We start from the raw sequence: 17,898 nt of genomic DNA, 5'->3' as shown, positions 1-17,898 counted from the left end.
GCGGCTCGGCGACCTCCGTGACCCCAGGCCTGGCGATCTCCGGCCAGGGCTGGCAGATCGGCTACAGTCAGAACCCGTGGAGTGCCGACGGCTACCATGCCCCCCGCGTGGTGATGGGCACGGTCCGCGGGCGCGGTGTCAGCCTGAGCCTCGGCATGGCCTTCCCCGACTGCCCGATGTGCGCCGGGAACGGCGCGGCCATCCAAGACGGCCAGATTGTGAAGCTCGGCGTCCACGGGTACGGGTGGGGTGCAAGCGCAATCTGGGTCGGCGGCGGAAGCATGGGGACCATCAATAAGCTCCTGCAGGAGTGGCGGGGCGCCCACGAGCGCCGGACGGCGGTGGATCTGGCGCTGCCGCCGGCCCTAAAGCGTGCGCTCCTCGATTTCATGCAGGGCGAGATCGCCGCGGCCAAGGTGTGAATGATCCCCAAGTTCCGCGTCTTTCTGGATCATGCACGCGGAAAGATCTCTCGGAATCTGTAAGCCCCTCTCGATGGCGAATGCGATCACGCGCGGTTCGGGATGACGACTCCAGGGAGCGAATGAACTGACGCCAGAGCGGATGGTCTTGGCTGGACGCGTGGAGCTAGCGAAGGCCGCGCTTCGCTTGGAAGGCCTACCCCGCCTGGAGGCGGAGATCACGTCCCTACGCGCGGACCTGGAGCGGGAGCGTCAGGGGCGCATCCAGGCCGAGCGGAGATCACGTCCCTACGCGCGGACCTGGAGCGGGAGCGTCAGGGGCGCATCCAGGCCGAGCAGGAGGCCGCCGTCCTCACGGCCCGCGTGACGGATCTGCGGGAGCGGCTGGATGAGGCGAAGGGCGCCGGTAGCGCGACTGGACGGAAGAAACCTTGAAGGGCCATCCGGGGCCATCTAAATACAATCTTGTGAAGGTATGCACGTTATATGTATAATGACGCCATGCGCTTCCAGTTTGATCCCATCAAGGCGGACGGCAACCTCAAGAAACACGGGGTCTCATTCGCCGATGCCGAACAATCTTGTGAAGGTATGCACGTTATATGTATAATGACGCCATGCGCTTCCAGTTTGATCCCATCAAGGCGGACGGCAACCTCAAGAAACACGGGGTCTCATTCGCCGATGCCGAAGGGGTCTTTTCCGATCCGCTCGCCGTTCATTGTCTGGACCCGGACGCGCAGACCGAGGAACGGTTTATTGCCGTTGGTATGGGGAGCGCTGAGGTCATTATGGTGGTGGTCTATACGCTACGGGACGATGAGATCCGGCTGATCTCGGCACGGCGCGCAACACGACGCGAGGTAAGCGATTATGAGGGATGAATACGATTTTTCGAAAGGACGGGACGATGAGATCCGGCTGATCTCGGCACGGCGCGCAACACGACGCGAGGTAAGCGATTATGAGGGATGAATACGATTTTTCGAAAGGCAAACGCGGTGCGGTCCTGCCCACGAAGGGGAAGACGCGCATTACGATCTATATCGACGATGACATCTTGGCCACGTTCCGGGCGCGTGCCGAACAGATGGGCGGTGGATACCAGACCCTCATGAATGAGGCGCTCAAGGCCTCGCTCGCCAAGGACGACAAGCCTTTGACGGCCAGGACTCTGCGCCGGATTCTGCGCGAAGAAATGGCGTCGAAGTCTGGATGAACTGCTCCCGCCAAGCCTAGACAGCTATGGCGTGAGTTTCGTGCTCATTGCCGGCTGAATGGCCGGTCGTCGCGGTGAAACCTCCACCGCTCCACACCTCGGACGGTTCCCGCCCGGACAACCTCGCATCTAGCCAACGCAACAACACCCATGCCGAGTTTTCATCTCGACCACAGGTCACACCGCAATGCGGACACTGGTGCTGCCGGTCCGAGAGCTTTTTCTTCTCGTTCGGCAGCTGCCCGCATCCACATTGTGGGCCGCATGGCCCACATTGTGGGCCGCATGGCCCATGACAGCGTTGCGTGGGTTTGATCTCCCGCGTCGGCGCCTCCTCATACCAGGACCCAGCCTGTTCCGCTTTGGTCCGGGTCATCTTGAGAAATGCCGCGGGGGAGGCGGCGTGAATCTCGCGGTTGAGGCCCTTTTTATGGGCACCACCGCCATGCACCATGTTCTTGACCGCCAATGTCTCGGTACCGATGGCACCGAAGCGTTTCACCAGTCCTGCACTGGTCTGGTGCAGAAAGTCCTGGCGCTGCCGCGCCACCTTGGCGTGCAGCCGGGCCAAGTGCGAGATGGCATGGCGCAGGCTGACCGATACCGGAAAACCCTTTTTCCGGCCAGTCCTTTCCTGCGCCATGCGAATTTTCCGCGACACCTCTTGCCCGAGACGCTTCAATTCCGCTAACTGGTTCTTGAGGCGTCTGGGATTGGCAACCGTTTCGATCCCCATCGGGGTGGCGAGGGTCAAGAAGTCCGTCAGGCCCCAGTCAAAGGCGCCGATGGCGGTGCCGCGCTCTCGCTGTATGGTCTCGATCTCCAGGGTCACGGAGGCGTACCACTTGCCGGCCTTGTGCAAGATCTCACAGGTCACAGGCGTGCCGGTCGTGCGGGCCCGGCCGCGCATCGGAATGTGTCCGACGCCTTGGAGATACAGCTTGCCGTGGACGCTGTTCTCGCCGGCGTGCAGTCTCCAGCCGTCGCCGTGGGTCTTGTAGCCCCAGCCGGGATAGCGACGGAGAGACTTGAAGCGCGGGAAACCCGGCGTGTCGCCATTCTTCACCCGCCGGAAGAAGGCCTGAAAGGCTAGGTGCAGGCGCTTGAGCGTGACTTGCTCGGATTGGGCGTTCAAAGAGGCAAGACCGGCGCTGATGCGGCGCCATTGGGTCAGCACTTTGCATTGATCGGCAAACGACAATCCCCGCCCGGCCTCCTGGTACACGCGGATGCGTTCTTCCAGCGCCGTGTTATACAACCGCTGATGCAAGCCCCGCATCGTCTCCAGCCGCTCCGTTTGGGTGGCGTTGGGATAGAGGCGATACATGACTTTGCGATAGGGCATGACGTCATTCTATTCGGCCACCATGACCCCGCAAACCCTCGGAAACACCGGGCATCAGAGTATTGATAATCGGAACTATCATTTGGTTCTGGTCACGAAATATCGCCGCAAGTGCATGACCGGCCCCATGCGGGACCGGCTGGAGACCCTTGGCCGTAACACGGCGGCAAAATGGGAGTGCAAGGTGCTGGAATTCAACGGTGAAGCGGATCATGTCCATCGGCTCCTGGCCCTGACGCCCAAGGTGTTGCCATCCGCCTTTGTGAATAACCGCAAAACGGTCACCAGCCGCTTGCTGGGCAAGGAATTTGCCGACCATCTGAAGCGGTATTACTGGAGCAAGCCCGTATTCTGGAGTCGCAGTTATTGCATCCTCACCGTGGGTGGTGCGCCACTGTCCGTGCTCAAACAATACAGGGGCCATGCGGCCCACAATGTCAAACAGCAGGAAGGCCGGAATGATCACCCGTTGGGCGAGTGCGCCGCTCATTGCCGGCCGAATGGCCGGTGCCACCCCCTGAACCGCCGCGCGGTTACAGGCGGAGCACTGCGGCGCTTTCTGGTAGGAATGCCGATTGCTCGGCACCCCCCGCCGCCCCCGCCACAGGAGTTGCCGACCACAACCGGACGCGGCCAAGTCCACGTCGGCAAAGGAAGTGGCCTCGAGAATGCTCGCGAGACCACCAGAGAAAATGGAGAGCAGAGAGGCGTCGGCGGGGGCGGAAACTCGAGGTTGGCCGGGGCGGCGCTCGCGAGGCCATGCCCTGAATCCGCGCCAACGCAGGGGGAACAGGCGAAAAAAACCAACCGATAAGGGTTGGGTTCGTGGTAATTGGTGGGGGCATGAGGCATCGAGGCTGCACCACGCAACACCAGACACCTGTGCCCCAAGCCCCCGAGATGCGCCCCGTTCGTTGATGGCCAACGGCGGCGCGGTGAAGAGGGCCGCTCGGCCTCAGCCGTGAGGCGCAGGTGATTCCGGCAGGCGTGCCCGACCGAGGTCGCGCACGAGCTCATGGACGAGTCCCGCGAAGGTGAGACCCCAGGCAAGGAGCGCGATCGCCAGCAGATAGGGTGTTGCGGGTGCGAGCAAGGGCAGGTTGACGGCCTGGGAGAGGCGCGTTGTGCACGCCGTGTACATGCCGAGCGGGAACACCATGCCCCAGTATTGCGGGCTGTAGCGCAACGGGAAGCGCCGATACAGATGGCGCCAGACACCGAGGATCAGGAGCAAGGGGATCCACCAGGTGGCGGTCGCCCAGAAGTACAGGGTGAGCCCCTTCAGAAACGGCAGGAGCGTGGTCAGGAGCGGCGAGCGCCCGGCGTTCAGGATCAGGATGGCGCCGGCCAGCGTCGTGATCGCCACCGCCCCCATGTTGATCCAGTAGGGCCCCGTGAGCTCGGCCGGTGTCAGCCGGAAGAAGGTGAAGCGGTACAGGATCAGCGGGATGATGGTGAGATACAGCATGCAGCCCATGAGATACATGATGAGCGCGAAGGTCGTGAGCGCCGTCTCATAGGTCCCGGCGGTGGGCAGGAGCAGGGTGCTCAGAATGGCGACCGACTGCGTGCCGACGATGGCGATGAGCCAGGCGCCGTTGATCCCGGTCTCGAGGTCGGGCTTGACCCCGCGCATGGCCGTCACGGCCGCGAAGAACGCGTATATGACCATGAACCACAGGGCGACGCCCACGCCCCATAGGACCCATGCCATGGGGCTGTCGTGTCCTATGACCACGAACTGGGTGCCGAGGACGCAACTGCCGGCGATCGATGTGAAAAACCCCGGGCCGCGGCTGTGGTCGGTGAGGTCGGCGAGCATGAGCCGCGGGTAACGGATCAGGCGCGCGACCATGAGCGCGGCGATCACCGCGTAGTTGATGATGTTAAGCCGAAAGAGCGCTTGCGCCAGGACCGGCAGGCCGAGCATGCCACAGGCCAGCGATATGATCCCGGTGGCCATGACCAGCGCGAAATATCCCGGGAACAGCTCCCGCAGGCCGGCCTGCGCCATCTGCCGCACGCCACCCGCATGCTCCGCCCCTTTGTTCGTGTCCTGTCCCATAAGGTCCACCTCCATCAGCCACCGATCGCCATCATCCGTACCGGTACCGTGTGCGCGTCCGACCCGAATTCGTGCCCGCGTGGCTTGTCGCGCGCGACCTGCTCGCGGATGAGGGCTGTCAAGGCTTCGTCGTCGAGCCCCTGGGCGAGCGCCGCGCGCAGGTCCAGACCCTGCGCATGCCCGAGACAATAGACGAGCCGGCCGCGCGATGTGAGCCGCAGCCGGTTGCAGCTTGCGCAGAACTCCTGGCTCAAGGGGCTTATGAAGCCGATTTCAATCGTGCTGCCGGCCACCGCGAAACGCCGCGCCGGGCCGTGGTCGGGCACCGGAGTGAGCTCTCGCAGCCGGTATCTCCGGGCGAGTTCACCGCGGACGGCCGTCGTGTCGACATGGCTGCGCGCGACGGTTGCGGCCCCCGCTTCCCCGAGCGGCATGGCCTCGATGAAGCGAATATCATACCCGTGGGTGATCGCGAACGCGACGAGGCCGGGCCACTCGCGGAGATTCTGATCACGCAGCAGCACGACGTTCAGTTTGACGCGTGCCAGGACCCGCCGGGCGGCATCCAGGCCCGCGAGCACACGCCTTAAGTCGCCGCCGCCGGTGATGCGTGTAAAGCGCGTGGGGTCGAGGCTGTCTAGGCTCACATTCACGTCGTGGAGGCCGGCGGCCGCCAGTCCCGCGGCCTTGCGCGCGAGCAGATGGCCGTTGGTGGTGAGGCTTACGCGCGCAAAGCCCAGGGCCCGGGCGTGGGCGATGCGACCGTTAAGATGGGCGGCGAGCAGCGGCTCGCCGCCCGTGAAGCGGACGTGGCGCGCGCCGAGACCCCGGAACACCGCGAGCAGGCGGTCGAATTGCGCGGGCCGCAGGATCTCCGCATCCGTGCCGTTGTCGCCCGGCGACGCGCAATACTCACAGCGCAGGTGGCAGCGCTCGGTCACGGACACCCGCAGATAGGTGAACCGTCGGCCGAAGCGGTCGATGAGCGGCGCGGGTCGGGCGGCCTCGTGATCGTCGATGCCGTCGGCACGGACGCTCGCGCCGGCCGTCATTCGCCGATCCCGGGGCGGGCGCGTACGAGTTGGTAGGCGCGCCACAGGTAATTCACCGGTACCGTCCAGATGTGCACGAGCCGTGTGAACGGGAACACCAGGAACAGCGTCATGCCAAACAGCAGATGCAGGCGGTAGACCCAGGGGATAGGGGCGAGCAGCCCCGGGTGTGGTTGCAACGCGACGAGGCCCTTTAGGTAGCGGCTCAGGATCTCCATGTCGGCGACGTGGCCGGCCAGCAGATTGGGCACGGTCACGAACTGTGTGGCCAACCCAAGCCCCAAGGTCGCGAGCAGCCACAGGAGGATGAAGAGGTCGCCGGGGTGGCTGGCGGCACGTACATGGCTATTGCCCAGGCGCCGGGCGAGCAAGAGGAGGCCGCGATCCATTGGTGCGCGACCGGGGGTACGTGCAGCCATGTAAAGGCCGGCGTGAGCAGGCCCACGAAGTGGCCGAGGAAGATGAACAGCACACTGACATGCCAGAGATTGCTGCCCCACGCAAGGCTCCGCCCGGAACCCAGGAGCTGGGTCGAGTAGCTCGCCTGGGTGTAGGGCTCGCGGTCATAGCGCACCAGCGAGCCCACGAGGAACACCGTGCCGGCGATATAGGGGTACACCCCGAACAGCAACAGATTCACGTTCATGACGCGTTCTCCACGGGCTGTGCCAGCGGCCTGTCCGGCGCCCCGCGGCGCACGATGAGCCGCAGCACCGGCAGATAGGGGCTCGCCAGTTCCTCGAGGCGCGCGGTGATGGCAAGAAGCGCCTCGTGCGCGCCGTTGAGCAGGTCGCGCGCGGCCGTTTCGTCAAGCGTTGCCGCGAATTCGAGTACGACCGGCAGGTAGCCCGGCAACTCGCGGGTGGCAAGCGCCCATCCGGCCTCCTCGAAATGGCTCGCGAGCCGGATCAGGTCGGGCCCGCGATTGCGGTCGCCGTCGGTGCCCAGGTGCGAGGTCAGATGCAGGTCGGCCTGGGCGTCGAGATCGAAGGTGCGCACATAGAGGGCCTCCAGCTCCAGGCCATCGCTGTCCGCCATCCATGCCCCGACGCCCTCCAAGGCGCTTCTCTCATCGGCCGCGAAGCCCGGGGCGGCCAGCGCCGCCCGCAGTTCCGGCAAACGGGACCGGAAGGCCGCGTCCGGGTACTCGAGGAGTGCCGCCAGGGCGCGATAGCCGGGGCTTTGCAGCGCGGCGTTCATGGGCGCTCGCCGGTCTTGCGTCGCGGCAGCCACGCGAGCGGGAATTCCGGTTCCGGGCTTTGCGTATGCCGCCGCGGAAAGAGGTCGGGCGCGCGCGTGCCTTCGCCTGAGTCATTGCCGAAGTTGAGGCCGTTCACCCCCTGAAAGCCGCGCGGGTCCTCGCGCGACAGCTCCTGGTGGCTGGTCGGAATCACGAACCGGTCTTCGTAGTCGGCGATCACGAGATAGCGGTACATCTCCTCGGCCTGCGTGGCGTCGAGCCCGGCGGCTGCGAGTATCATCGGGTCCTGGGTCGCGCCGACGTGTCGGGCACGCTGCCAGTGGCGCATGGCGATCAATTTCTTCAGGGCCGAGGCGATCGGCGCCTCCTCGCCCGCGGCCAGCAGATTGGCGAGGTAGCGCAGCGGGATGCGCAGCGCCGAGACATCCGGGAACAGGCCGTCGGCCCCAACCGGCAGGCGCCCCTGTTCCATGGCGGTCTGCACCGGCGAGAGCGGCGGCACATACCACACCATGGGCAAGGTCCGAAACTCCGCATGCATGGGGAACGCCACGCGCCAGGCGACCGCGAGCTTGTAGACCGGCGAGCGCTGCGCGGCCTCGATCCACGAGTCCGGCACGCCATCACGGCGCGCCCGCGCGATCACCGCCGGATCGCGCGGGTCTGGAAAGAGATCGAGATGCGCCTGATAGAGGTCCTGCTCGCGCGGGCGGCTCGCGGCGCGCGCCACGGCGTCGGCGTCATAGAGCATGATGCCGTTATAGCGGATACGTCCGACGCAGCTCTCCGAACACACGGTCGGCAGGCCGGATTCGACGCGCGGGTAGCAGCCGAGGCACTTCTCGGACTTACCCGATTCCCAGGTCAACAACTCCGCCCTAATGGGCCATGCGGCCCACAATGAGGACGGAGCTTGCATCCAGGCTCCACCGCAACTCCGCGTATCTCGAAAGACGCGCGGCTTTGGCTTCATCGCCTGATGCTTCAGGGACGGCTGACAATCGCCCCGTCCTCACCCAGTCTTGCCGGATGAGGAGCGTTCGCATACTGATGTTTCTTGCCGCCACTAAATCGGCATGGAGGGTATGACCACAATGAGCACAAACAAACAGCAGGCCGTTATTGGGTCGATTCTCCTTTCCGGTGTGCCCGCAAATAGAGCACCCCTGACTGGTGTAATCCGCATCCACCCAAATCGGCACACCACCCGACAGCCGGGTTTTGTACGCGGTTTTGGCCTGCACATCCGCAAAACTCCAACTGCTGACCTTGCGGTTGGCCTTGCGCCGTTTCACCGAAGCGTTCTTCGAGTGACGACGCTCGGTACGATTGCGGATATCCTTCAGCCACTCCAAACCCACCATCGCGTGTGGCTCCGCAATGGCCTTACTCACACAGTGCGCCGTATCCGCGTTCAGCCGTCTTTCTCGCAGCGCCAGTTTCCTCAAAACCGCTTTGGCCCCACGAGTGCCCTTCGCTTGCAGCGCACTCCGTGTACTGGCGGCATGTTCGGCCAAATGCCTCTGGTGCCCGCCGTGATAAAAACGACATTTGCCGCGTGCATTAGATTCCACCGCAATGTTGCGACGGTTCAGATCCACGCCTTTGACGGTGGTGATGCGGTCCATCGGCTTTTCGACCAGTGCCTTGTCGACGGAAACCAGCAGATACCACGCTTTGGAGACCGGGTCCTGCCAGAGCTTGGCGGCACCCAGGGTGATTCCCCGATCCGCCGTGTGCTCCAGCCAGTCCAGATGCCGGTTCCAGCCTTCGTAACGGCATCGGATTCTGCCGTTCAGAGTGCTGATGCTGACCGTCTGGTTTTTGCCCAGAGACCAGTCACGTTTGTGGTTCAGATTCACGGTCAGCGCGGTGAATTTCGGCGCTTTATCCAGCCCCTTGTAGCGGCGCTTGGTCCAGCCCTTCGCTTTATGGGCAGCGTTGGATTTGGCGCGTTCCCACAACGTCTTGTAGGCCGCCGCCACTTGTCGCGGAGCATTGCAGGCCATTTGGGAGAGCAATCCGTACCGCTCCCGCAAATCCTGGTACACCAGCGTTTGCAGCTTCATGCCCTGCGACATCTTGCCATTGGCGAAAGCCACGGCGGATGCGTGATTCAGGGCATTACGGTACGCCAATGCCGTGCGCCGGACCGCGACGACCTGCTCCTTGTCCAGCAGCAGTTTCAGTTTGCAGGTCAACGCCTGTGTGGTTGGCAATTCTTCGTCCATGTTCACAATGATACATGGTGGTTATTCAGTTGTGAAGCATCGCCGCTACGCGGCGGCGCTACGACCGAAGGAAGTCCCTGTGGGATCCCTCCCTGCCTTGAATGGCGGGGATTCCCGCGCAAACTGGTTGAAGTACACCTTTTGTAGGGGCAGGCGCTCACGCACATGCGCCATCCACGGCAGCGGTCCTGGTCGACGAGTACAAGCCCGTCCTCCTCGCGCTTGTACAGGGCCCCCGACGGGCAGGCGGCGACGCACGCCGGGTTCAGGCAGTGGTTGCACATGCGCGGCAGATAGAAATGGAAGGTATGGGCGAAATCCGCATAGATCGCCCGTTCGATCTCCGCGAAGTTCGCGTCCTGTGAGCGCGCCGCAAACGGCCCGGCGAGATCGTCCTCCCAGTTCGGCCCCCAGGTGACCTTGTCTATGCCCTGGCCGTCGATCTGCGACAGGGGGCGCGCCCTCCTTGGCGCAAGGTGAGCCGTCCGTGGTCGAGGGCCCATCCGCCCCGCCACTTGTCCTGCCGTTCCCAGTCCTTGGGGTAGCCTATGCCGGGCTTGCTCTCGACGTTATTGAACCACGCGTACTCGACGCCCCGGCGGTTGCTCCAGACGTTCTTGCAGGTGACCGAACAGGTATGGCAGCCGATGCACTTGTCGAGATTGAACACCAGGGCAAACTGCGCGCGGATCTTCATGGTCATTCCTCCCCCGAGACGAAGCGGCGCGGCGGGTCGAGGGCGGCCTCGCGCGCGTCGTCGAGCGGGCGCTCCCGCCAGTCGATCTCGGCATCATCGAGGCGCCGTACCACGACGACCTCGTCGCGCTGGCTACCGACTGGTTCGTAATGATTGAAGCCCCGGGCGAGGTGCGCGTATCCACCGATCATGTGCGTGGGTTTCACGATCACGCGCGTGACACTGTTCAGGATGCCCCCGCGCTTGCCGGTGGTGGGCGACCCGGGGACGTTCACGGTCTTCTCCTGGGCGCGGTACATGAGCGCCGCCCCGCGCGGGATGCGCTGGCTCACGACCGCGCGCGACCGTGGCGCCATTGGCGTTTACCGCCTCCACCCAGTGGTGGGACGCGCGTGGAGCTCGCCTTCGTCCCAGTCGCCTACCGCGGGCGCCCGCCACGGGTGCCGGAAGGGCCCGTGCCGAGGTCCTGTCATGACCGCCCGCCAGGGGGCGCTCGTGGTCGACGACCATCCGCTGGTGCGCAAGGGGATCGCCCAGTTGCTGGCCATGGATCCGGCGCTGATGATCGCGGGCGAGGCCCGCGATCAGGCCGAGGCGCTGGCGGCCGTGGCGCGCCTGAGGCCCGCGCTCGTGCTTCTCGACCTCAATCTCGCCGGTGTCTCCGGCTTCGAGACGCTGCACATGTTGCGCGCCCGCTGGCCGCGACCCCGGTCCTGGTCCTGACGGTCTCGGATACCGAGGAGGATCTCGTGGCGGCGCTCAAGGGGGGTGCGGCGGGCTATCTCCTGAAGGACATGGAGCCGGAGGAGATCCTGCGGGAGATCCGCCGCGCGCTGCAAGGCGATGTGGTGCTCTCCCCGCGGCTTGCCCCGGTACTCGCCCGCGCCTTCAGCCCCGGTGCTCGCCGCGCTGAGTGCGACGGCCTGCTCATGACCGGTCGCGAGCGGCAGATCGTGCGGCGCGTGGCGCAGGGCAAGAGCAACAAGCTCGTCGCCCGCGAGCTTGGCATCGCCGAAGGCACCGTCAAGGTTCATATCAAGCGGATATTGCGCAAGCTCGCCCTTCATTCGCGGGCGGACATCGCCGTATGGGCGGTGGGTCACGGCTATCGCGATTCCGTCTCCGAGGCCCCGCCCAGGGGGGATGGCGATGAAGCCCTGCCCAGGTAAGGCGCGAATCGCTGCCTGCGGGCGCGCGGCTCGGCGCAAGGCGAGAGGCGGCGCTCGTGAGTCTGTGTAAGGTCTCCAACAAGACCCATAATCCCGCGATTGCTCGGGCCCTCTCGTCCGCAGTCCGATAAGCTTGCGCGACTATTGATTTGAGTTTCGGCTAAAGCGCAATCTTTGCCGGGTGTCGAAGACGCAATCGCCTCAAGCGGGCCGCGAGCGCACGCCGTCACCGCGCCCTCTCATTGTTCACGGTGCGGCATCGCCCATGATGCCGGTGCCACCCTTATTTCGTAAATCGGTGGCCAGCCCGTTTCTCGCTCGGCGCGAGAACCTCCTTTCTTGGGCGTCTCGGATCCCCTCGCTCCCACCTGCGAGCTCGCGCTGAGCGTCAGGCGGTCGCGCCTCCGCGATCGCGGTAAGTGGGTCGGGGTGGTCGAACCATATGGATCATGCCCGCAGCCTAAAGGGCGCGTCCGGCAGGAGGGGTCCTAGGGGCGCTGTGGGCCGGTGTCGCGCCGGCAGCAGGGTCTCGCATCCCCGCGACGACCAGAAGGTATCGGCCCCTCGCGCCGACCGCTCGCCGGCCTCGGGATCGTGGGAATTGTCTGCTGATTCCGCCAAGCCCAGAAGGTTTGTGTCATCGCCGGCGCCGCCAGGAAGGCCGGCCCGCTTCGTTCCGCGACGACGCATCGCCGGGCGCATCGCGCCTCGGCTCTGGGCGGCCTGCCCGCCGTCTTGCGTCTTGCAGGGACGCAATTGGGGTGGGGCCCAAGGCCAGCCCCGGCATGCGCCAGGAGACTTCACGGCGGTAAATAGCAAGAATCTGAAACATTAAGTTTTAGTTATGAGGTCGCGATTATAGAGTGGGCCTCGTGCCGTAGTGGATGGGGCGCAGGGAGGCGCGGGCAAGACCCCGGGGATGCCGGGCGCGATGGCACAAGGCCCCGGGCGTTCGATCGCCGTGAACGCCCGGGAAAACGCAACGGGTATATCGGGAGTTCGGATCGTGGCACGTGACGGATTGAGCGAACCCATGGGAGGTGTTTCATGATGATCGCGGAAATGGCATCGCGGTTGATGTTGGTTGCGCCCTGGCCGCTCTTGGCCGCGGGCGTTGTCGTGGGGGTGGGCGCCGACCGCCATCCCCGACTCATGAGGGCCGCCACCACCGGCGCCGCCTGGTTCGCGCTCGCCTGCGCGATCCTCGCGGCCGTGGCCTATGGCCTGGGCGCCACCCAGTCCGAGACCTATCTGAGTCTGCATCTGCCGGCGCGCCTCGGGGCGCTCGCGGTCAGTGTCGACGCCGATGTCCTGACGCTCATCATGCTGACGCTGGTGGCCTTCGTCGGCATGATCGTGGCGCGCTACTCGAAGACCTACATGGATGGCGATGAGCATGAAGGACGCTTCCATCGCTGGCTGGCCTTGACGCTCGGGTCGTTTTTGACACTCATCGTGGCCGGCAATGTGTGGGGTTTCTGGGTCTCGTGGGTGGCCACCAGTCTCTGCCTCCACGAGCTCCTGGCCTTTTATCGCGATCGGCCTGGCGCGGTGCTGGCCGCGCGCAAGAAGTATCTGCTCCACCGTCTCGCGGATGCCTGTCTGTTCTCGGCCTTTGCGCTCATCGTGCGCGCGCTCCATAGCGCGCAGTGGGCGGGTATCGGCCGGGCGCTTGCCCATGCCGCGGGCCCGCTGCCGGAGGGTCTGGCGGTGGCCGCCGCCCTCATTGTCGTGAGCGCCATTCTAAAGAGTGCGCAGTTCCCGTCCCATGGCTGGCTCATACAGGTCATGGAGGCACCGACCCCGGTGTCGGCCCTGCTGCATGCCGGCATCATTTACACCGGGGCGTTTCTGGTGCTGCGCGCAAGTCCGCTCATGGCGCATATCGGCTGGGCCGGGGATGTCCTGGCGGGGGTCGGCCTCGTGTCCATCGTGGTGGCCTCGCTCACCATGATGACCATGACCAACATCAAGGGCGCGCTCGCCTACTCCACGTGCGCGCAGATGGGGTTCATGTTGATGGAGTGCGGTCTCGGGCTCTACAGCATCGCGGTCCTGCACATCATCGCGCACTCGGTGTACAAGGCCCATGCCTTCCTGTCGTCGGGCAGCGTCGTCGAACACTTCCGGGCGCCCAAGACCGTCGTGTCGATGGCCGCGACCATGGGGCGGGCCCTGCTCGGACTTGCGATCGCGGTGGCCATGGTGCTCGGCGTTGGCCGCGCGTTCGGTGTCGGGCTCGTGCATCAACCGGCGTTGATCGTCATGGCGGCGATCCTGGCGGTGGGCATGACCCAGCTCCTGTTGCAGGCCTTGAACACCCGTGAGGGCGCCATGGGCGGACTGCTCGTGCGTATGACGGGCCTGAGTGCCCTGGTCTCCGTCGCCTACTTCGCGCTCCACCTGGGCTTCGTCGCCCTGCTGGGCACGAGTGTGCCGGCCGATCCCGTGCAGGTCGGTGTCGCCCAAAAGGTCTTGCTGGGGGTGATCGGCGTGGCGTTCCTGGCCCTGCTCTTCATCCAGCAGTTGTTGCCACGCCTGTCGCAGACCGCCCTGGGGCGTGCCGCCTATGTCCACTTCTACGGCGGTCTCTATGCCGACAGCATGCTGACCGAGTTCGTTCGCGGCTTCGGGCCGACGCCGGGCGGGGTTGCGGGACGCCGCCGGCTTCTGAATGCAGATCCTTCACATGAGGTGCAGTCATGATCGCCATCACGGATATCGATAAGGAGTTGAAGGCCCGGATCGACAAGGCCTGCGGGCGTATCGCGCCGCTGTGGCCGCTGAAGAGCTTCGTGGCGGTCAATCCATATTTCGGTCTTGCCGATCAGCCATTCTGGCAGGCCGATGTGACCCTGAAGCGGGTCGCGGGCCAGGGGCTCACCATGCCGCGGGCGTTTTACAAAAAGCGCATCGACAGCGGGCGCATCACGCGCGCGGATCTCGCCGCCGCCTTGCGCGAGTCCGGGAGTTCCTGGGACGTGGCGACCCTCGAGGAGGCGGTCGCCCGCCCATCGCAGGCCGCATTCGCGCCGCTTGCGCTTGTGACCGACATCCTGGGCGAGCTCGACCGTCAGGAGTGGCCGGGTTTCGTGCTGGAGCGCATCAGCCAATACTGCGCGGCCTACTTCGACGAGGGCCAGGCCTTATGGGCGATGCCATGGCGGGAACAGGGCCTCTACGCGGGCTGGTGCGCGTTCACGCGCCTCGACCGGAATCCCCGAACCGTGGGCCTGCGCGGCATGCGCGAGGCGATGGACGACCTCCCCGACCAGCCGGCGCGTGCCATCGGCTGGGCGTTACGCCAGCTTGCGGTGCCGGAGGCGGCAATCGACGACTATCTGCATGCCGCGCTCCTGAGCGTGGGTGGATGGGCGGGGTGGGCGCGCTACAAGCGCTGGCAGGCCGAGCTCGCCGGCGGCCAGGACGACACCCTGCGCGATCTGCTCGCGATCCGCGTGTGCTGGGATGCGCTGCTCTACAAGCTCCGCTTCAGTGAGCGCCTGAAGGCGCGCTGGTATCAGGCCATGATCGCGGACGCCGGTGTCGCCGCCAAGGCCGAGGCGCAGCCACAGATATCCGCCAAGGAGACCGATGCCCTGCTGCAGACGGCCTTCGAGATCGCCTACCAGCGGGAGCTCATCGCCATGCTCGTGACCGTGCCCAAGGTGCCCGCGCCCAAGGAGCGGGCCCCCGTGCATGCGGTCTTTTGCATCGACGTGCGCTCCGAGATCTTCCGGCGCGCCTTCGAGACCGTGGCCCCGAAGGCGCGCACCGGCGGGTTTGCCGGATTCTTCGGGGTGTTGATGGAATACCTGCCGCTGGGCGCATCGGCGGCCAAGGGGCATCTCCCGATCCTTTTCAACCCTTCGTATCGGATATGCGAGCATGTCGCCGGTGCGATCCTTTTCAACCCTTCGTATCGGATATGCGAGCATGTCGCCGGTGCCGACCCGGAGCAGACCAAGGCGCTCATCGCCAAGCGTCATGGGCGGTTGCGCGCGGCCGACGCCTGGAAGACCTTCAAGACCTCGGCCTCGTCGTGCTTTACCTTCGTCGAGGCCGCGGGCCTGCTCTATGCCCCGAAGATGTTCGGCGACAGCATGGGCTGGACGCGCACCGTCTCGCACCCCGACGCCAAGGGGCTGGATGGCGATGCGCGTGACCAGATGGGGCCGAGGCTCGCGAGCGATCATGGCCAAGGGGACTGCGCGACGGGCGGGATCCCGGCCGCGGATCGCCCCGGGGCCGCCGAGTTTGCGCTGCGCAACATGGGCCTGATCCGTGATTTTGCGCGGCTTGTGGTGCTCGTCGGGCATGGCAGCACGACTGTCAACAATCCGCAGGCCACGGCGCTCGATTGCGGGGCATGCGCGGGTCAGACGGGTGAGGCCAGCGCGCGCATCGCCGTGGCGCTGCTGAACGATCCGGTGACGCGCCAGGGCCTCGCTGAAAAGGGCATCCACGTCCCGGCCGACACGGTATTCGTGGCCGGTTTGCACGATACGACCACCGATGAGGTGACGCTATTCGATACCGCCACCTTGCCATCCTCGCACGCCGACGATCTCCGGCAATTGCGCGAGTGGTTCAAGGCCGCGGGTCAGGTCACGCGCATGGAGCGGTCCGCCTTTCTCGGGATCGGCGGCCTGCCGGAGGCGCGCGTGGACGCCGACATCAAGCGGCGCACGCGCGATTGGGCGGAGGTGCGGCCCGAGTGGGCGCTCGCCAACAATGCCGCCTTCATAGCGGCACCGCGCGCCCGCACGGCGCGCTGCGATCTCGGGGGGCGGGCCTTCCTTCACGACTACGCATGGCGCAACGATGTCGATTTCAAGACGCTGACCCTCATCATGAGTGCCCCGATGGTCGTCGGCAATTGGATCAACATGCAGTACTACGGGTCGGTGGTGGACAACGTCCGCTTCGGCAGCGGTAACAAGGTCCTGCATAACGTAGTCGGCGGGTCCATCGGTGTGCTGGAGGGCAACGGCGGAGACCTGCGCGTGGGGCTTGCCATGCAGTCGTTGCATGACGGTCATCGCTGGATGCATGAGCCGATGCGCCTCAATGTCTTCATTGAGGCCCCGCAGGCGGCCATGGACGACGTCATCGCCGGCAATCCCCTGGTCCGCCAGCTGGTCGAGAATGCCTGGCTGCACCTCTTCCAGATCGACGATGAGGGCCGTATTCATCGTCGCGGACTGGATCGGCAATGGCGCGCGGTGACAGCGATCGCGGCGGTCCCCGCGCAATCCTGAAGTCTGTTATCGGCATGACCGCACACCGGCAGAGGGATCTCCCTCTGCCGGCCATCATCGGTGGGACGGGAGGGGCCGGAACGGCCGAGGGAGCATCCTCGCCGATCGGTACGGACCACAACCGATACAAAAATACACGAGGAATGATGATGAATCATAAGGGACTACAGAGGTTTCTTGGGGCGATCCGGGGGGGTGCTGTTACCGGGGGCGTTGCCATCGGCTGCGCCGCGGCCCTGCTCGGGATGCCGCTTAGCGCGCAGGCCGCGGCCAAGGGCGGGGGGTTGTTTGGGCAGAGCCGGCCGGCGGGGACCGGCGGGGTCACGACCATAAGCGGGGCCGCCGGCGGCGGGCTCGTGCCGTGGGCGCTCATCGCCGGCTACGGCGGGGCCGGACAGATCGGCTTTACCGCCTCCTACACCCATGCCAGCACCGCCAACTTCAATGCCAACGGCTATGGGGTGGCAGCCGGCATCGACAACCGTGTCGAGGTCTCGCTCACCCAGCAGAACTTCGATCTCGGCAATACCGGGCCGTACCTCGCGGGCGGCCCGCCGTGTTCATCCACGTCACTGTGCGCCCCGGGGGCGGTGCTCGCCGACAACGCCGCCATCAACCAGGACATCATCGGCGTCAAGGTGCGGGTGTTCGGAAACGCCCTCGCCCAGGGGACGTGGATGCCGCAGGTGGCGGTGGGCGCCCAGTATCATCACAACGAGGATGGGGCGCTCATGAAGGACCTGGGGGCCAGCGCGAGCGGCGGGAGCTACTACCTGGCGCTCACCAAGGTGTGGCTGAAGGGCCTGCTTGGGCACGTGACTCTACTGGATGTCACGCTCGATGCCACGCGCGCCAACTATAACGGCCTGTTCGGCTTCGGGGGTCCGACCGACAATCGTTATCACTACGAGCCCGAGGTCTCGGCGGGGGTGTTCCTGGACCCGCATGTCATGGTCGGCGGGGAATACCGCGCCATGCCGCAAAATGAACTCGCCCTTGGGCCGGCGGTGAGTCAGAGCAATGCCTGGAAGGACGTGTTCATGGCCTACATCCCCACAAAGAACGTCTCGCTGACGCTCGCCTATGCCATGCTCGGGCATATCGCCAGCATCCCCAACTCCAACGGGCTCTATACCTCCGTGACCGCCAGTTTCTAGAGGCGGGCGGGGCCCACGGGCCATAGGGTGCGCAGGTCACCCGCGTCTTCGGGGCGTTGACGCGGCGGACCCAGGTGCA

Annotated in this window: 13 protein-coding genes and 4 pseudogenes; 8 read left to right on the top strand and 9 right to left on the bottom strand. The window is 65.4% G+C overall.

Going from position 1 to position 17,898, the window contains the following annotated elements:
• The first annotated feature begins 17 nt into the window (after positions 1 to 17).
• The 3 genes from C4901_RS15165 (at position 18) to C4901_RS15155 (ending at position 1,641) form a co-directional block, all read left to right on the top strand.
• Positions 18 to 422 (top strand): DNA-binding protein, encoded by a 405-nt coding sequence (locus tag C4901_RS15165; protein WP_168185760.1) that lies wholly within the window; start codon positions 18 to 20, stop codon positions 420 to 422.
• Between the two features lie 617 nt (positions 423 to 1,039).
• Positions 1,040 to 1,306 (top strand): BrnT family toxin, encoded by a 267-nt coding sequence (locus C4901_RS15160; protein WP_110138043.1) that lies wholly within the window; start codon positions 1,040 to 1,042, stop codon positions 1,304 to 1,306.
• Between the two features lie 80 nt (positions 1,307 to 1,386).
• Positions 1,387 to 1,641 carry a BrnA antitoxin family protein gene (locus C4901_RS15155; RefSeq protein WP_110138042.1) on the top strand — a complete coding sequence of 85 codons (255 nt, stop codon included), beginning with the start codon at positions 1,387 to 1,389 and terminating at the stop codon, positions 1,639 to 1,641.
• Between the two features lie 16 nt (positions 1,642 to 1,657).
• Here the strand turns inward: C4901_RS15155 and C4901_RS15150 are convergent, their stop codons facing one another.
• Positions 1,658 to 2,986 carry an RNA-guided endonuclease TnpB family protein gene (locus C4901_RS15150; protein WP_110138041.1) on the bottom strand — a complete coding sequence of 443 codons (1,329 nt, stop codon included), beginning with the start codon at positions 2,984 to 2,986 and terminating at the stop codon, positions 1,658 to 1,660.
• Between C4901_RS15150 and tnpA the strand changes: the two genes are divergently transcribed.
• Entirely contained in the window at positions 2,985 to 3,800 is an 816-nt protein-coding gene (gene tnpA / locus C4901_RS18260) for an IS200/IS605 family transposase (RefSeq protein ID WP_205736060.1), read from the top strand. The two genes, C4901_RS15150 and tnpA, sit on opposite strands and share 2 nt — an antisense overlap.
• 141 nt (positions 3,801 to 3,941) lie before the next feature.
• Here tnpA and C4901_RS15140 read toward each other — a convergent pair whose 3' ends face one another.
• From C4901_RS15140 to C4901_RS15105, 8 genes and pseudogenes are all read right to left on the bottom strand, one after another.
• Positions 3,942 to 5,051 (bottom strand): tellurite resistance/C4-dicarboxylate transporter family protein, encoded by a 1,110-nt coding sequence (locus C4901_RS15140; RefSeq protein ID WP_205736059.1) that lies wholly within the window; start codon positions 5,049 to 5,051, stop codon positions 3,942 to 3,944.
• 14 nt (positions 5,052 to 5,065) lie between these two features.
• Positions 5,066 to 6,103 carry a GTP 3',8-cyclase MoaA gene (moaA, locus tag C4901_RS15135; RefSeq protein ID WP_110138040.1) on the bottom strand — a complete coding sequence of 346 codons (1,038 nt, stop codon included), beginning with the start codon at positions 6,101 to 6,103 and terminating at the stop codon, positions 5,066 to 5,068.
• Positions 6,100 to 6,749 (bottom strand): annotated as a pseudogene (narI, locus tag C4901_RS18710) (respiratory nitrate reductase subunit gamma). Before narI ends, moaA begins: the two are co-directional and overlap by 4 nt.
• A complete protein-coding gene (narJ, locus tag C4901_RS15125; protein WP_110138039.1) occupies positions 6,746 to 7,303 on the bottom strand; it encodes a nitrate reductase molybdenum cofactor assembly chaperone in 558 nt (185 codons plus the stop codon). Before narJ ends, narI begins: the two are co-directional and overlap by 4 nt.
• Positions 7,300 to 8,172 (bottom strand): 4Fe-4S dicluster domain-containing protein, encoded by an 873-nt coding sequence (locus C4901_RS15120; protein WP_240611780.1) that lies wholly within the window; start codon positions 8,170 to 8,172, stop codon positions 7,300 to 7,302. The genes narJ and C4901_RS15120 overlap by 4 nt, the downstream gene beginning before the upstream one ends.
• A 10-nt stretch (positions 8,173 to 8,182) precedes the next feature.
• Entirely contained in the window at positions 8,183 to 9,535 is a 1,353-nt protein-coding gene (locus tag C4901_RS15115; protein ID WP_110138037.1) for an RNA-guided endonuclease TnpB family protein, read from the bottom strand.
• Between the two features lie 137 nt (positions 9,536 to 9,672).
• A pseudogene (locus tag C4901_RS19585) lies at positions 9,673 to 10,232 on the bottom strand (4Fe-4S dicluster domain-containing protein); the annotation flags it as partial.
• Between the two features lie 2 nt (positions 10,233 to 10,234).
• Positions 10,235 to 10,610 (bottom strand): annotated as a pseudogene (locus C4901_RS15105) (molybdopterin dinucleotide binding domain-containing protein); the annotation flags it as partial.
• A gap of 93 nt (positions 10,611 to 10,703) precedes the next feature.
• On the opposite strand from C4901_RS15105, the pseudogene C4901_RS19580 reads away from it, so the two are divergent.
• From C4901_RS19580 to C4901_RS15085, 4 genes and pseudogenes are all read left to right on the top strand, one after another.
• Positions 10,704 to 11,401, top strand: a pseudogene (locus tag C4901_RS19580) (response regulator).
• Between the two features lie 1,047 nt (positions 11,402 to 12,448).
• Positions 12,449 to 14,107 (top strand): proton-conducting transporter membrane subunit, encoded by a 1,659-nt coding sequence (locus C4901_RS15095; protein WP_110138036.1) that lies wholly within the window; start codon positions 12,449 to 12,451, stop codon positions 14,105 to 14,107.
• The gene (locus C4901_RS15090) at positions 14,104 to 16,662 is read left to right on the top strand and encodes a YbcC family protein (RefSeq protein ID WP_110138035.1); all 2,559 of its coding nucleotides are present in this window, start codon (positions 14,104 to 14,106) and stop codon (positions 16,660 to 16,662) included. The genes C4901_RS15095 and C4901_RS15090 overlap by 4 nt, the downstream gene beginning before the upstream one ends.
• A 146-nt stretch (positions 16,663 to 16,808) precedes the next feature.
• The gene (locus C4901_RS15085) at positions 16,809 to 17,819 is read left to right on the top strand and encodes a DUF3034 family protein (protein WP_205736051.1); all 1,011 of its coding nucleotides are present in this window, start codon (positions 16,809 to 16,811) and stop codon (positions 17,817 to 17,819) included.
• Positions 17,820 to 17,898 lie beyond the last annotated feature (79 nt).

This window comes from Acidiferrobacter sp. SPIII_3 (genome assembly GCF_003184265.1).
Lineage (GTDB): Bacteria > Pseudomonadota > Gammaproteobacteria > Acidiferrobacterales > Acidiferrobacteraceae > Acidiferrobacter.
The sequence above is the reverse complement of the archived record's forward strand: the minus strand, read 5'-3'. Positions and strand labels throughout refer to the sequence as shown.

Bases quoted from the DNA above. Each gene is read 5' to 3' on its own strand.
- C4901_RS15095 (WP_110138036.1), top strand. From the start codon at position 12,449: ATGATGATCGCGGAAATGGCATCGCGGTTGATGTTGGTTGCGCCCTGG.
- tnpA (WP_205736060.1), top strand. From the start codon at position 2,985: ATGACGTCATTCTATTCGGCCACCATGACCCCGCAAACCCTCGGAAAC.
- C4901_RS15160 (WP_110138043.1), top strand. From the start codon at position 1,040: ATGCGCTTCCAGTTTGATCCCATCAAGGCGGACGGCAACCTCAAGAAA.
- C4901_RS15115 (WP_110138037.1), bottom strand. From the start codon at position 9,535: ATGGACGAAGAATTGCCAACCACACAGGCGTTGACCTGCAAACTGAAA.
- C4901_RS15090 (WP_110138035.1), top strand. From the start codon at position 14,104: ATGATCGCCATCACGGATATCGATAAGGAGTTGAAGGCCCGGATCGAC.
- narJ (WP_110138039.1), bottom strand. From the start codon at position 7,303: ATGAACGCCGCGCTGCAAAGCCCCGGCTATCGCGCCCTGGCGGCACTC.
- C4901_RS15140 (WP_205736059.1), bottom strand. From the start codon at position 5,051: ATGGGACAGGACACGAACAAAGGGGCGGAGCATGCGGGTGGCGTGCGG.
- C4901_RS15150 (WP_110138041.1), bottom strand. From the start codon at position 2,986: ATGCCCTATCGCAAAGTCATGTATCGCCTCTATCCCAACGCCACCCAA.
- C4901_RS15155 (WP_110138042.1), top strand. From the start codon at position 1,387: ATGAGGGATGAATACGATTTTTCGAAAGGCAAACGCGGTGCGGTCCTG.
- moaA (WP_110138040.1), bottom strand. From the start codon at position 6,103: ATGACGGCCGGCGCGAGCGTCCGTGCCGACGGCATCGACGATCACGAG.
- C4901_RS15085 (WP_205736051.1), top strand. From the start codon at position 16,809: ATGATGAATCATAAGGGACTACAGAGGTTTCTTGGGGCGATCCGGGGG.